A 13,694-nucleotide genomic window follows, 5' to 3' on the forward strand; every position below is an offset into this window, starting at 1 on the left:
GCCGGCCGGTAGTTTAGGCTTATAGCCTTTGTGCAAACCACCCTTTGGAAGGGTGGTTATGATTATTCTATTTCCTATAGTCATTATAATATTCCTGAACATAAAAATCAAAGTGTTTGGATTCATGATCTCTAAGTAGCAATGTATAACCTCGAAATTATTCTAAAATTTGTTCGCAGTGAAAAGCAAGCTAGAACAATTTCATTTGTTCACTATTATTTTTCGTGGAATCCCATGAGTAGACAGTCGTATCTATCATCAATTCAAAAATTTACTTTAGAAGATATCACCATCTGTTCTTCCTTTAAACAAGCTCCGAAACAACCCGACTTTTTCTTTTATTGAAGATTGCTTTGTAATGATCTTACTATCATATGAAGGCTGGCCATTAAAAGGAATGTTATTATTGATATAAAGTTGTTTCCGAAGCATTGCATTTTCCTTTTTTAATTGTTCACATTTTTCAAGTGCCAGACGTAGCCGAGTTTCTAAATCATTCATTGCTAATCCCTCTTATTTTATACGTGTTTACTTTATAATGATATTGTACAGGATTTACTCTACTTTTCAAAAGGTTGAGTTTATTATCAATAGAAAGAGTGGTCACTGTGGCTAAAAATAAAAAATCCAAAGCAGAAAGAAGAAGAGATCGAGAAATTTTAAACCTTTATCATCAAAAGGTAACAGAAGATGAACTTCGCCTATTGTTTGAGAACTTTCGAAAGTGGGATAGACAAGAGTTACCTTACTATGAACTCACCGACCTTATTCACGAGTTCCATAAAAAAATCAAAAAATATGGTCCATGTTTCAAAATGGGATAAATGACAGCTTCTTAATCTTAAGGACAAAAAGGGATTTGAATCTTTTAACTGAAGAGGAAAAGGAAGAGTTCAAGCACTGGATTAATTTCTAGCACTCACCGCGGGACCTAAAAGATACAAATAGAGCAAAGGGGATGAATACATTGGCAGGAATTAAAGCAAAGATGAAAGTTTCCGATTTGAGAAGAGCATTAAAAGCATTGTCCCAAAAAGAACTCATCGATATCATTATTAAAAGCTATCAAAGTTCTGACGATATAAAGGAATTGCTTCTTATGACATTTAATGCAGATGAAGCTCTAGAAGAACTATTTAAAAAATACAAGACACAAATTAAAGATGAATTCTTTCCAGAGCGAGGTTTTGGAAAGCTTCGACTTTCCCAAGCCAAAAAGGCGATTTCTTCCTTTAAGAAAATAACTGGAGATGAAGGATTAACCTTCGAACTCATGCTTTACTATGTTGAGCAAGGTGTGGACTTTACGAATACATATGGTGATATTGACGAGCGCTTTTATAACAGTATGTTATCGATGTATGAAAAGGTAATTGAGCAATGCAATAAAAACGAAGACCTCTTCAAGGCTTATAAGGAACGGCTAGAAGCAATCGTCATTGATACAGAGGGCATTGGCTGGGGCTTTCATGATGCCCTTGAGTACCTCTATTATTCAATCGAGTGGGGGGAGGAAGAGGAGTAAGGAAACTGGCTCTCCCTCTGGATTTCCACAGTGAATTTATGTAATAAATTGTAGGGATTTTACATTTTAGAATATATAAGAACATTATAGGCGTGTTCTTAAACATTTTACCAGATGTAATATATGGTAAGTGAAAAAGCATCTTTAGATTAACAAACTCTTTTTAAAGAAGGGATCAGGATGAATACCGATGATTATCTGCAGCATTTTCTACCCTATATCAAAGATTTGCCTGAGCCTAATCAGCTACAAAGAAGTGATTTAATACATCCGAATTTCTTGATAGAAAAGAATGGGAATCTAGAAATGTATTTTTCCCCTCATAATGAGTTTATAAATAGTGGCGCTAAACTCGTGATTGTTGGGATTACACCAGGATGGACACAAATGAAACGAGCCTTTCAAGAGGCAAAACAGCAACTTGGCGAAGGTGCTTCTTTAGATAATATCATTAAAAGCAGTAAACTAGTGGCACGGTTTGCGGGTCCAATGAGAAAGCATTTAATTGAGATGCTTGATACTTGTGGTGTTCATGAAATCTTTGGGTTACGTTCTTGTCACCTTCTGTTTGATCACGCTTGTGACTTATTACATACAACGTCAGTGATAAAATATCCCGTGTTTATAAAAGGGAAGAACTACACAGGCTATTCACCCAAAATTGAACAATCCACCTTACTGAAAACATATGCCTATGGGGCCTTCCCAGAAGAACTTAAGAAAATTAAATCTAAGTTTTTACTTGTGCCGCTAGGCAAAAGGGTGTCGGCAGTGATTTCGAAGCTCGTGGAGAATGGTGAAATCCCTGGAGATTACTGCCTTTTTGGCTTTCCACATCCTTCAGGGGCTAATGGACATCGTCTCAAACAATTTGCGGAGGCAAAAGATCATTTGCAATCAATCGTTCGAGCGTACAGTAGACAAAAGTAAGGTTGAATATTTGATGCGAAAGGGGAGAACAAAGTGAAACAATCGAATATTTTAGGTCAATCTATCGACGAATGGATAGCAACCTATCCGCTTTTGAAAGAGATTAGTCATCTAAATCCCGTATTCTGGGAAAACCCTGAACTTAAAGCCATAGGCCATGTCTCACATTTGCCTGTTGATGTCGCAGATATGCATGAGGCGGAAGCCCGCTGGCAGCGGTTCGCTCCTTTTCTTATGAGAGCTTTTCCCCAAACCCAAGGGAATAATGGCTTCATTGAATCACCGCTACTTCCTCTTACTAAAATGAAATCAGCAATAGAGATGTTCTATCGTACAAAAATATCAGGTCGCCTTTATATGAAAGCAGATAACGACCTTCCGATTGCTGGTTCCATTAAAGCCCGAGGAGGGATCTACGAAGTTCTAAAACATGCTGAAGATTTGGCGCTTAGCCACGGATTAATCACAAAAAATGACTCCTATGAGAAATTGACGACAGCGCCATTCAACTCCTTTTTCAGACAGTATACGATTGCTGTAGGTTCGACAGGAAACCTAGGACTTAGCATCGGCATAATCAGTGCGACTTTGGGATTTAAAGTCCAAGTTCACATGTCTGCCGACGCTAAAGAATGGAAAAAAGCCTTGCTTCGTGAAAAAGGTGTTACAGTTATTGAATACGCATCGGATTATAGTAAAGCAGTCATCCAGGGTCGAGAGCTATCAAAAAAAGACCCAAAAAGTTACTTCGTTGATGATGAAAATTCACAAGAACTGTTCTTAGGTTATAGTGTCGCTGCTTTTAGGCTAAAAAGACAATTAGATCAAGATGGTTTAAGCGTGGATGAGACGCATCCGCTATTTGTTTATTTGCCATGTGGGGTAGGAGGCGCACCGGGTGGGATTACCTTTGGATTAAAACATGTCTTTGGTGATCATGTCCATTGTTTTTTTGTGGAACCGACACATGCTCCGGCGATGCTCATCGGTTTGTTAACAGGCAGGCATGACCAAGTGAGTGTTCAGGACTTCGGCATTGATAATCATACGGAAGCTGATGGGCTGGCTGTAGGGAGGCCGTCACGATTTGCAACAACAATTTGTGCTCAACTTATCGATGGCCTCTATACAATTGAAGATCAAGAACTCTTTAAATTACTCACCTTACTCGTGGACAGTGAGGGAATATTCCTTGAACCCTCTGCCACCGCTGGCTTCCAAGGACCCATACTACTCCAAAGGCAAACAGATTATTTGAAAAGACATCAGCTAGAAAAAAACATGTCACAAGCCACCCATATTGTTTGGGGTACTGGAGGGGCACTAGTCCCTGAAGTAGAAAAAAAGTCTTTTTATGATAGAGGGAGGAGCTTACTGCAACTTTAATGACTTTGATTTCTTATAGATAAAATAGATTGAAAGGGAAATAACAATCAGATATTAAACTATTTTAGGAAGACTAATTAGATTCGAGAGAGAAGGTTGTTACACGAAAGAATAAGGCTTACTGGTAAGTGAGATAGGAGGGAAGGAACAGAGATATTAATTTTCAATTTAATTATCCCACTATTTAAACAATAGTGGTTTCTATATATAATTTCGTCAAAAATTAATTTTACGTAATTATCTTATTTTGATAAAATAACATGGGGGTGATGATATGGATCATGATCATTATTACGATCGAATTGATGAGAAGCTAGAGGAACTACCATGGTATGTAGGTGAATTTATTGACCAGAAGAGACGACAAATGGCCGCAACCACCTTACTTAATTATTGCCATGACTACATCATATTCTTTGACTGGTTAATTGCAGAAGGGTTTTTTAAAGGACCACGCCAAGAGGTTGATTTAGCCACATTGGAAAAACTTACTTTAAAGCAAATTGAAAGCTTTTTGACGCATCTTGAAACGCGGCTACATAATAGCAAACCGACAGTGAACCGGAAAATCTCCTCGTTAAAATCACTGTTTCACTACTTGCAGAACATTGCTGAGACACCAGAGTTAGAGCCTTATATCTACAGAAATATTATGGCGAAAATCTCCTTTAATCCTGTTAAGGAGGATATTGAAACTGTTGCTAATCGAATCGAAGGGAAAATTCTTCACGATGATGAATATGAACAGTTTCGCCAGTTTGTCGCCTTTGATTACGGTAAACGCTACATAAATAATAAAAAACGCTATAATTTCCATTTGAAAAATCGCGAGCGTGACACGGCACTGATATCACTGATGTTAGGATCCGGTTTACGCTTATCTGAAGTTTCCAGCCTTGATCTTGATGACATTGATTATAAAAAACACAGCATCCACGTCACACGTAAAGGAGGCAAGGAACAATTCGTCTATTTTAGCGAGCAAGCGATGACGGATTTACAGGAGTATATTGATATCCGTGACACCCGCTACCAATTACCCAAAAAAGAAAAAGCGTTATTTGTTTCTACAGCAATCGGCCCAAATAAAGCCTCACGGCGATTATCAAATCGGGCTATCGAGAAAATTGTCGAAAAATATGCCGCAGCATTCGGTAAACCGGCGTTATCGGTTCATAAATTACGACATTCTTTTGCAACACGGTATCATAAGGAAAATAATGATATTCCTAAACTCAAAAAGCATCTCGGGCATTCATCCGTGCAAACAACAATGATTTACACGCATATGACGAATAAAGAAATGAAAAAAGCCATTGACCATATGGATCGGATTACCCGAGATGATTTGGATCAGGATTGAATGGTTAAAGAAATTGGCGCAATCTAACATGCCCTCTTTCTTTGTTTCTTTTGGTTCCGAGAATATATATTATGTAAACTTAAATTTTAAAATTAACCTATAAATTTCAAACGCAAGTCCATTTATGAATTTTTGCTATAAAACTATAAAATAAAAAGAAAACCCCCACTCTTATGACTCAGAGTCACGGAATGGGGTTTTTCTTATATTCCTACAGATGTTTTCCTATATTCTTCTTGGAGATTCTTGACGATAGCCTCAGAGAGTTGACGTGCTGTCCGAGGAATCAGTTTCTTTAACGCTATATTGTATAATGGCGCTTTTAATCCTTTTGCGGTTATATCAAGAAAACCCGTCATTTGAATATTATTTTGTTCGCTTAATTCAGCCAAAAAATAACCATTGCCGTCGATTTTTTCATTTAATCCTATTAAATTGAAAGTAATTTTATTGGGTTGTTGCCATTCAATGATATCAATACGAACACTCATCGTTTTTTCAATACCTTTTACATTGCCTTTAAATGTCCACGTGGATTGTTTATCATTGAGCATTTGATGCTCGATATATCCAGGAACTAATGGTGCCCATTTATTTATATCACTAACAAAATCCCATACTTGATGAATTGGAATGTCAACTAACTCTGTATGTATACCGCTAGGCATGAATATTCCCCCTTAAGTAATCTGCTTATCTTACCATACTTATTGAGCATAGACTTCTTTAATAATTAGTCAAAATCACGACCTGTTTGTTCCTTACTTGACTTGGGAAAGTTCATGGTTTTAAGACTAAATGCAAATAATGAATAACACAAGAACTAACTTTAAATTCCCTCGACCCTCTCCTTTTCCAAAGCTTCCTTATCAATAACTCACCCGTTTTCCTAGAGACAAGGTGTATAAGAGAAGAATAGCAAGAGTTACTTAAATTATCAATATGTAATGACCATCTTTTATACCTTCTTCCCTCTAAATGAAGAGATTTGAGCTGAGCTTATCCATTTTGCAACCCAATCCCTTACAACTGATGAAGACATCTAAAATGCTTCCTCCTTCCCATCTATAGCGATTAAATACATTTAGAAAGTTCCTATAAAAAACTTCGACATTAGAATAATTTCTTTAAAAAAGATAGAGAATAAACTGAAATGGGATCTTTAATGCGTCTATAGGAGGTAGTAGGATGGATCAAAACAGACCACATTTGACAGCCTCTGAAATTGGTTGTCTCTGGACTTGTTATATGAATAATAGCATGTCGAAGGTGATCTTAGGTTTTATGCTTAAAGATTTAAAAGATACCGATATAAAACCCGCTGTTCAATTTGCTTACGATTTGTCTTCGGGTTGTTTAGATCGGCTCCTCGAGTTATTTGAACAAGAACAGTATGCAATCCCCAATGGCTTTTCTGAACAAGATGTAGACATGAATGCCCCCTGGCTATTTTCAGATTTTTTCTGTTTAACTTATGTGAATCATATGGCAAAGGTAGGTTTAATAACATATGGTGCTTTCCTTTCTATGAGTGCACGAGTTGACATCTGTGACTTCTTTACGCAGGCTTTAGGTGATACGACTTCTTTATATAATGAAACCAATAAAATCGCTTTGTCAAAAGGATTAAATGCCAGACACCCTTATATCGAAGTTCCCAAAGAAGCTGATTATGTTAACAGCAAGAAGTACTTAAGTGGTTCCAATCCCTTTACAAGTAAACGGCCTTTAAATGCCGTAGAAATATCACATTTATATATGAACGTCCTCACCAATGCTATGGGGGTTTCATTGGCTCTTGCTTTCGCTCAAACTTCTCCCTCTAAAACGATTCAAAATTATATGTTGAGAGGAAAAGAAATCGCCAACAAACATATTCAGATTTTTTCTAAAATATTACTTGATAATGATCTTCCTACTCCAAGGCTCCCGGATTCCAGCGTGAGCAATTCTATAACTAAAACCTTTTCTGATAAACTCATGATGTTTCATATGAGCCTTATCAGTGCTTCAGGAACAGGAAATTATGCCACCGCAGCAGCTGCAAGTCAACGCAGTGATTTAGTGCTTAATTATGAGCGATTATCTTTAGAAATTGGTGAATATGCAAAAGATGGTGCAGATATTATGATCAAAAACGCTTGGTTAGAACAACCTCCTGGCACTAAAGATCGAAAAAAGTTAACAAAAAAGAAGCAAGGTTAATAGTGAGAGGATTATAAGTACAAGAACACCATGATTGTGGTGTTCTTGTTTAATAAGCAAGAAAGTCTGGATGCTAACACATCTTCCAGATCTCGAACTTGGTCCCGCATAATCCCATAACTTACTGAAGTTGTTCCACTGGCATTGGTTCCCACCATTCCCTCTATAGTGGCATCTGCACCTAGGTCTATCGGAAAAACAAGCCATATTTCTTTAGTTCTTTATTTAATTGCATTCTTGTGATACCCGGTTGCACTTTAAGCAAAAAGTCCCTGGTCTTACGCCAAGCACTCGATTCATACGTTGAAAATCTAAAGAAATCCCTCCTCCTTTAATCGGGAGGATATGTTCTTTAAGACTGGACCGATTCCAACAGGCACCACAGGAATCTGGTGTTTATTTGCAAAACGAACAACCTTGCTCCCCTCTTCTATAGACTCTGGGAAAATAACAACTTCAGGAACCATAAGGTCGTAATGGGGTTCATCCGTCCCATGTTATAGCAAGACCGTTTCATTGGTGGTCACGCGTTTCTTATCAATTAAAGCCTTCAACTCATCTATCATTCTTATTGCTTCCTCCTTCTATTCCTTTTAAACTTCTTGCCCGCATACTGAAAAACCGTCATCATTATTTTTATTTTTTTGCACTCTCTTATATATTCACAAAAATAAGTCTAATATAAAGAATAATGGAATAGTATAGTTTATTATGATTAATCTTAGTGTAAAATAGAATAAGGAGGTGCTTTTAATGTCAGAAGCTACTATTAAGGTAAATGATAATGGGCCATATGTTGTGACAGGGTCCTTTACAGTTGTCGATGCAGAAGGAAATACCTTTGAAACTAAAAAAGCCGTGTCGCTTTGTCGATGTGGTCGATCGTCTAACAAGCCTTTTTGCGACGGTACTCATAAGCAAATTGAGTTTGAAAGCCAACCAAGAGCTCGTGAAGATTGAAAACAACTCTTAACTTCCCCACGTCCTCTTCTATTGCGTGGGGAATGGTTACTTTTCAAGAGCTTTAAATTGCGGAAAACCCGATTTATTGCCTAAAATATCTAAAAATACTTCTGTTACTTTTGTTTTGAATGTTATATTTTGCGTGACCCAAGAAAACTTACGAGAAAAAGGAAGCCCCTGACAACATACTCTTTTAAGTGTCCCTAGTAGAATCTCTTTACGCACAGCCCATTGCGACAATAATGTAATGCCAAGACCGGCTTCTACTGATTCTTTTATTACTTGAGTACTCCCGAATTCTAGAATTTCAGATGGCTGAATATGTAGTGCCTCAAAAACTTTTTCCTGCATTTCTCTCGTGCCTGATCCTTTTTCACGAACAATCCATTTCTCCCCACTTAAATCTCCAACACATATCTTCGACTTTTGGGCTAATGGGTGCCCGGTTGAAATAATCAAATACATTAAGTCCTCAGCAAAAGGTTCAATGAACAGCTTCTCGTGATGGAGATCTCCTTCTACGACACCAACATCTAATTGATGGTCAGCCACCCACTCCGCAATTTTCTCTGTATTTCCAATTTTAATGGTTGGTTTGATTAATGGATATTGCCGATCCAGTTCCGCTAAAACATGCGGCAAAATGTACTCACCAAAAGTATAACTGGCCCCAATAATTAATTCTCCACTAGCGGTATGAAGTAAATCATCCACTAAACTATGCATCCGAGTATGCAATCCTAGCATCTCTTTAGCATGATAAAAAACAATTTCTCCAGCCTTATTCAAGCGAACATACTTATTCGTCCTCTCTAATAACTTGGTCCCCATCGTTTGTTCCAGGTCTTTGATATAATGACTCACAGCCGGCTGCGTCATATGAAGCATTTCAGCTGCACGCGTGAAATTTTTTTGTTCAGCAACAGTGATAAAAACAAGTAACGCTTGATCCATGGGTTCACTCCTTAACTTTTTTATAATAACTATTTAGTTATGATTGTTATCATTATAATTTATTTTACTTATCAAAAAAACTCATCTACCCTATAACTATAAAGAACTAATCATGGAGATGAGCTTATGACAAATCAACAAGTCAAACGGTTAGAGCGGAAGAACGTAACATTAATGGGGCAATGGTTAGGAGGAATCGCTTTTACATTCATCATCGCTTTTGTCGGGCTTGGTCTTTCAAAAATTCCTGGCGTTGATCATATCGGACAACTCGCTTGTGCGATAGTGATAGCGGTAATTTATCGCCAAATATGGGGATATCCCGAAAAAATCCGGTCAGGGATCCAATTTTCAGCCAAACGACTCTTGCGATTAGCGATTATTCTATTCGGCTTGAAATTAAATATAGATGTCGTCTTGCATCAAGGCTTAGGTCTGCTTGGGCGTGATATCGCAACGATTATCTTCTCTATTTTCCTCACAGTGCTTTTAGCTAAATGGTTTAAGGCTGATGCCTCCATTTCATTATTATTAGGTATTGGAACAGGTGTTTGTGGAGCGGCAGCAATTGCCGCCGTCTCACCTATTGTGAAAGCTAAGGATGAAGATACGGCCATTGGAGCAGGAATCATTGCCCTTGTCGGAACGATTTTTGCTATTGGTTATACCGTTATTCACCCCTTTATAGCACTGACAAATAATCAATATGGCACATGGGCGGGCATCAGCTTACACGAAATCGCTCATGTTGCATTAGCCGGAGCCCCGGCTGGACCAGATGCTCTTGCCCTCGCCTTACTTGCAAAGCTAGGGCGTGTGTTTTTACTTGTACCTTTAAGTTTTGTCCTTATGTTTTGGATGAAACGAAAAGGCGCAATAAAGTCGGATACCAAAGTAGAATTCCCATGGTTTTTAATTGGCTTTATTCTCATGAGTCTTTTTGGAAGCTATATCCTCGGACACTCTATAAAGATTCCAGATCATGTCATGAGTGATGTTTCTAGTTTTACCAGTTTTATATTGACCATGGCGATGATAGGATTAGGTCTAAATGTCAGCCTTAAAGATTTGCGGACAAAAGCCATGCGACCGCTTCTAGCCATGGTGATCACTTCTGTCCTACTTTCTGTTTTAACATTTTTCTCTATAAAACTCTTTTAAATTCGCATCCTTTGATGTTATCCTTATAGATTGCGACTTAACCGCAAAAAGAGTAATGACAGGTTAACAGTATGGATTTCCGCTCAAGGTCGCTTGTTTTTCTATGCCACACGATGTGGGTAAGAACGGCGTTGTCACAGGACGTGACGCTTTTAGCCGTTCTTCCTTAGTTGCCTCAGCTAACTTGGGAATGGTTTATCTGTGTGTTCCAAAATATTTAGGATACAAATCTCCTGTTCCTGTCTACAGATCTGATAACTTACCTAGCGTAGGTAGTATACGCAGACTCCAGTAGGAACAGCACGTCCCTAGTCCCCAGGTTGGGTGGGGTGTCCATGAGGAGGCAGAAGCCGTGCCCACGAAAAGCAAAAGTATTCTGCCAAAGCGATTGTTAAACACTAAAGGTATGAGATGCCAAAGCCGATCGAATTTACGTCCCAAATTCCTTCTACTCTTAAATTTCATACCGCTAAGTAAAATAACATCCTTCTAGAAAAACGTTTAGAAAAGGCAAAAAGGGGAACCCCACTAAGGTTCCCTCCACATCTCTATTCTTTATTCGGTTTACCACTACTTCTCAATTGCAGTAGGGCTTAACCACAGCTTTAATCCGTTCAATCCCTTTCCAAAGATCTCCCGGCCCATCATATACCAGTGTAATGGGTCCCTCATACCCGCTACTCGCAACAATTGCAAGCGACTTACGATATTCTTCTTCATCAATAATGCCTTTGTTGTCATAATTGGCCTTAGCATGAATGGATTCAGCATAAGGCATTAGAGATTGGATAGCCTCATATTTTTCTTCTCGTTTAAAATTACCGAAATCCACAGTTAATCCAATTTCTCTTTCTCGAGCCATTAATAATTCTCGACAATTTTCTTTCGTTGCCGCAAGAGACTTGAAATTCTCTGTTACAATCCGAACGTTTCTGGATGCTGCATAATCGACTAAAAGACTTAAAGCCTCTTTTGCCCGAGATAAAGCTTCTTGATCACTGGCGTCAGCCTCACCAGCGACAACACGAACACTCTTCGCTCCAACTGTAGAGGCAATATTAATCCATTTTTTAATATACTCAATATCAGAGCTTCTACGTTCGTGGTTCGCATTACTAATGTCACCATAATCGACTAATAGGCAATGAAAGTTCACACCTGATTTATTGAGCACGTTTTTAAATTTTAACAAATAATCTTGATCTGTACTTGGAAAATGAAAATGGCAAACTTCTAGAGCTCGAAAGCCTTGCTTCGCCAGCTCAAAGGGGAGTTCGAGTAACGAGAGAGTTTCCGGTTGATCTTCTATTCTTGTCACCTGTTGACCTGTCTCTTCATTCCAGTCTGTCCAACGTAAAGGACCAAGATTTCTATGCAAACTCCAAGTCGTTAACGATAAAAATGGCATATACATCCCTCAATTCTTAATGGTTGATCAACATCTCCCCATATATCCAATGGGTTAGTATCGGTAAACGCTTACATTATATTATGAAAAATGCTTTTTCTCTCCTTATAATAGGCCTATGTTTCATACAAGTCAATAATGAAAAAATGGTGAAAAGGTATAGTGGTTAAACCCCTTCACCATTAAAACATTATATCTCTATATCTAGTAATATTGGACAGTGATCACTTCCTAAAACATGAGCATGAATATCAGCATCATTCAAGGAAGAAGCTAACCTTTCAGAGGCAATAAAATAATCAATACGCCATCCGATGTTCCTCTCACGGACATTTCGCATATATGACCACCAGGTATAATGATCGGTCTTTTCAGGATAGAGATGGCGGAAAGTATCAATAAAGCCCGCGTCAAGTAATTCAGTCATACATTGTCGTTCTTCATCAGTAAAACCTGAATTACCTGTATTTGATTTAGGATTTTTGAGATCGATTTCTTGGTGTGCTACATTAAGATCTCCACAAAACAAAACCGGTTTTACTTTATCCAATGCTGTTAAATAATTTAGAACCCGCCCTTCCCATTCTAAACGGTAATCCAATCGCGATAAATCACGCTTGGCATTAGGGGTATACATCGTCACCATATAAAATGTTTCAAACTCTAACGTGATAATTCTTCCTTCAGGCTCTGAGTCTTCGTCCTCACCCAAACCATAGGTGACTGATAGCGGTTCACGTTTTGTAAATACAGCAGTTCCTGAGTATCCTTTTTTCTCTGCGTAATTCCAATATTGATGATAGCCTTCAAGATCTAAATCAATTTGGCCCTCTTGAAGCTTAGTCTCTTGAAGACAAAAGATATCGGCATCAACATCGTGAAAATAATCTAAAAAAACTTTGCGAACACACGCTCGAATCCCATTGACATTCCATGAGACAAGTTTCATTATAAACACTTCCTCTGTTGCTACAACTTTTATAAACACTCGCATCAATAACACGAGAGTAATAGACTTTTATTGAATCTCTATCGAAAATCACTTGTACTCTTATTCAGTGTACCACATGGATAACCTTCACATAAATCGATTGATTTGAAGAGGTGTTATTCACTTTAAGACTATAGTATATCTTTATCAGATGGTTTAACTTGATAGATTTGAGTAATTATACCCGTCTCGTCCATCTTCATCCCGGTTAAAGTCCCATGATAAGCCGCACCGGTATCTATATTCCAAGAGTGACTCTCCTGAGTATAGGTTGGAAAATCACAGGGGGTATGACCGATGACTTGTAGTTTATTTATGGTTTTCAAGGGACTACGATTCCATAGCACCCCAAAAGGATTTTCTTCATCAAAAGGGGTTTTATCATGAGAAATTCCCGCATGACTGATCAAAAGATAATCATTTTCCCAACATAATGGTAACGTTTTAAACCATTCAATATCCTCAATGAGATCTCTTTTTAACGCATGATATTGTTTCAACGTTTTTTGACCACATTGCCTCAGCCAATGAGCATTGGGACCCGCCTCAACATGTTCAATGATTTCAAATTCATGATTGCCCTTTAAAAAGATCACTTGGTCAGAGTAAGTTGCTTTTAACTCTCTTGCAAAAGCAACGGTTTCTGGTGAATAATTCCCTCTATCAATGAGATCGCCGACTTGAACCAACCGCTCTTTACTTGGATCCCAATAAAGGTCTAATAGTCTCCGAAAAGTGTAATAACAACCATGAAGATCACCTACAACGAATAGATCCATCGGTCCTATCCCCTCCACATGGAAAAATA

General features: G+C 38.1%; 15 protein-coding genes. 8 read left to right on the forward strand and 7 right to left on the reverse strand.

Going from position 1 to position 13,694, the window contains the following annotated elements; genetic code table 11:
* Positions 1–276: 276 nt before the first annotated feature.
* On the reverse strand, positions 277–501 hold the full coding sequence (locus IEV91_RS08520) for a hypothetical protein (RefSeq protein WP_188497007.1): 225 nt from the start codon (positions 499–501) through the stop codon (positions 277–279).
* 107 nt (positions 502–608) lie between these two features.
* Here IEV91_RS08520 and IEV91_RS08525 point away from each other — a divergent pair, with 107 nt between their 5' ends.
* The 5 genes from IEV91_RS08525 (at position 609) to xerS (ending at position 5,204) form a co-directional block, all read left to right on the forward strand.
* Positions 609–824 carry a hypothetical protein gene (locus tag IEV91_RS08525; RefSeq protein ID WP_188497008.1) on the forward strand — a complete coding sequence of 72 codons (216 nt, stop codon included), beginning with the start codon at positions 609–611 and terminating at the stop codon, positions 822–824.
* Positions 825–967: 143 nt separating this feature from the next.
* Entirely contained in the window at positions 968–1,525 is a 558-nt protein-coding gene (locus IEV91_RS08530) for a DUF6155 family protein (protein ID WP_229745483.1), read from the forward strand.
* A 180-nt stretch (positions 1,526–1,705) separates the two neighbouring features.
* The gene (locus IEV91_RS08535; protein ID WP_188497009.1) at positions 1,706–2,455 is read left to right on the forward strand and encodes a hypothetical protein; all 750 of its coding nucleotides are present in this window, start codon (positions 1,706–1,708) and stop codon (positions 2,453–2,455) included.
* Between the two features lie 33 nt (positions 2,456–2,488).
* Positions 2,489–3,841 carry a D-serine ammonia-lyase gene (gene dsdA, locus IEV91_RS08540; RefSeq protein WP_188497010.1) on the forward strand — a complete coding sequence of 451 codons (1,353 nt, stop codon included), beginning with the start codon at positions 2,489–2,491 and terminating at the stop codon, positions 3,839–3,841.
* 274 nt (positions 3,842–4,115) lie between these two features.
* Positions 4,116–5,204: a tyrosine recombinase XerS gene (xerS, locus tag IEV91_RS08545; RefSeq protein ID WP_188497011.1), complete on the forward strand. Its 1,089-nt coding sequence runs from the start codon at positions 4,116–4,118 to the stop codon at positions 5,202–5,204.
* Between the two features lie 203 nt (positions 5,205–5,407).
* On the opposite strand, the gene IEV91_RS08550 is transcribed toward xerS, so the two are convergent.
* On the reverse strand, positions 5,408–5,872 hold the full coding sequence (locus IEV91_RS08550) for an SRPBCC family protein (protein WP_188497012.1): 465 nt from the start codon (positions 5,870–5,872) through the stop codon (positions 5,408–5,410).
* 520 nt (positions 5,873–6,392) lie between these two features.
* On the opposite strand from IEV91_RS08550, the gene IEV91_RS08555 reads away from it, so the two are divergent.
* Positions 6,393–7,409, forward strand: a complete 1,017-nt coding sequence (locus tag IEV91_RS08555; RefSeq protein WP_188497013.1) for a DUF3231 family protein — start codon at positions 6,393–6,395, stop codon at positions 7,407–7,409.
* Positions 7,410–7,720: 311 nt separating this feature from the next.
* Here IEV91_RS08555 and IEV91_RS21885 read toward each other — a convergent pair whose 3' ends face one another.
* A complete protein-coding gene (locus IEV91_RS21885) occupies positions 7,721–7,876 on the reverse strand; it encodes an FAD-binding protein (RefSeq protein WP_239541275.1) in 156 nt (51 codons plus the stop codon).
* 286 nt (positions 7,877–8,162) lie between these two features.
* Between IEV91_RS21885 and IEV91_RS08565 the strand changes: the two genes are divergently transcribed.
* Entirely contained in the window at positions 8,163–8,369 is a 207-nt protein-coding gene (locus tag IEV91_RS08565; protein ID WP_188497014.1) for a CDGSH iron-sulfur domain-containing protein, read from the forward strand.
* 48 nt (positions 8,370–8,417) lie between these two features.
* On the opposite strand, the gene IEV91_RS08570 is transcribed toward IEV91_RS08565, so the two are convergent.
* Positions 8,418–9,326, reverse strand: a complete 909-nt coding sequence (locus tag IEV91_RS08570; protein ID WP_188497015.1) for a LysR family transcriptional regulator — start codon at positions 9,324–9,326, stop codon at positions 8,418–8,420.
* A 126-nt stretch (positions 9,327–9,452) separates the two neighbouring features.
* Here IEV91_RS08570 and IEV91_RS08575 point away from each other — a divergent pair, with 126 nt between their 5' ends.
* Complete coding sequence (locus tag IEV91_RS08575; RefSeq protein WP_188497016.1) at positions 9,453–10,487, forward strand: YeiH family protein; 1,035 nt, start codon at positions 9,453–9,455, stop codon at positions 10,485–10,487.
* A gap of 577 nt (positions 10,488–11,064) precedes the next feature.
* Here IEV91_RS08575 and IEV91_RS08580 read toward each other — a convergent pair.
* The 3 genes from IEV91_RS08580 to IEV91_RS08590 all read right to left on the reverse strand — a co-directional run bounded on the left by IEV91_RS08580 (position 11,065) and on the right by IEV91_RS08590 (position 13,665).
* Positions 11,065–11,895, reverse strand: coding sequence for a sugar phosphate isomerase/epimerase family protein (locus IEV91_RS08580; RefSeq protein WP_188497017.1), 831 nt, complete (start codon positions 11,893–11,895; stop codon positions 11,065–11,067).
* 190 nt (positions 11,896–12,085) lie between these two features.
* The gene (locus IEV91_RS08585; protein WP_188497018.1) at positions 12,086–12,844 is read right to left on the reverse strand and encodes an exodeoxyribonuclease III; all 759 of its coding nucleotides are present in this window, start codon (positions 12,842–12,844) and stop codon (positions 12,086–12,088) included.
* 173 nt (positions 12,845–13,017) lie between these two features.
* The gene (locus tag IEV91_RS08590; protein ID WP_188497019.1) at positions 13,018–13,665 is read right to left on the reverse strand and encodes a metallophosphoesterase family protein; all 648 of its coding nucleotides are present in this window, start codon (positions 13,663–13,665) and stop codon (positions 13,018–13,020) included.
* Between the last annotated feature and the right edge of the window lie 29 nt (positions 13,666–13,694).

It is taken from the genome of Pullulanibacillus pueri, from assembly GCF_014639255.1.
GTDB lineage: Bacteria > Bacillota > Bacilli > Bacillales > Sporolactobacillaceae > Pullulanibacillus > Pullulanibacillus pueri.

Bases quoted from the DNA above. Each gene is read 5' to 3' on its own strand.
- IEV91_RS08555 (WP_188497013.1), top strand. From the start codon at position 6,393: ATGGATCAAAACAGACCACATTTGACAGCCTCTGAAATTGGTTGTCTC.
- IEV91_RS08520 (WP_188497007.1), bottom strand. From the start codon at position 501: ATGAATGATTTAGAAACTCGGCTACGTCTGGCACTTGAAAAATGTGAA.
- IEV91_RS08590 (WP_188497019.1), bottom strand. From the start codon at position 13,665: ATGGATCTATTCGTTGTAGGTGATCTTCATGGTTGTTATTACACTTTT.
- IEV91_RS08535 (WP_188497009.1), top strand. From the start codon at position 1,706: ATGAATACCGATGATTATCTGCAGCATTTTCTACCCTATATCAAAGAT.
- IEV91_RS08550 (WP_188497012.1), bottom strand. From the start codon at position 5,872: ATGCCTAGCGGTATACATACAGAGTTAGTTGACATTCCAATTCATCAA.
- IEV91_RS21885 (WP_239541275.1), bottom strand. From the start codon at position 7,876: ATGGTTCCTGAAGTTGTTATTTTCCCAGAGTCTATAGAAGAGGGGAGC.
- IEV91_RS08580 (WP_188497017.1), bottom strand. From the start codon at position 11,895: ATGCCATTTTTATCGTTAACGACTTGGAGTTTGCATAGAAATCTTGGT.
- IEV91_RS08565 (WP_188497014.1), top strand. From the start codon at position 8,163: ATGTCAGAAGCTACTATTAAGGTAAATGATAATGGGCCATATGTTGTG.
- xerS (WP_188497011.1), top strand. From the start codon at position 4,116: ATGGATCATGATCATTATTACGATCGAATTGATGAGAAGCTAGAGGAA.
- IEV91_RS08585 (WP_188497018.1), bottom strand. From the start codon at position 12,844: ATGAAACTTGTCTCATGGAATGTCAATGGGATTCGAGCGTGTGTTCGC.
- IEV91_RS08575 (WP_188497016.1), top strand. From the start codon at position 9,453: ATGACAAATCAACAAGTCAAACGGTTAGAGCGGAAGAACGTAACATTA.
- IEV91_RS08570 (WP_188497015.1), bottom strand. From the start codon at position 9,326: ATGGATCAAGCGTTACTTGTTTTTATCACTGTTGCTGAACAAAAAAAT.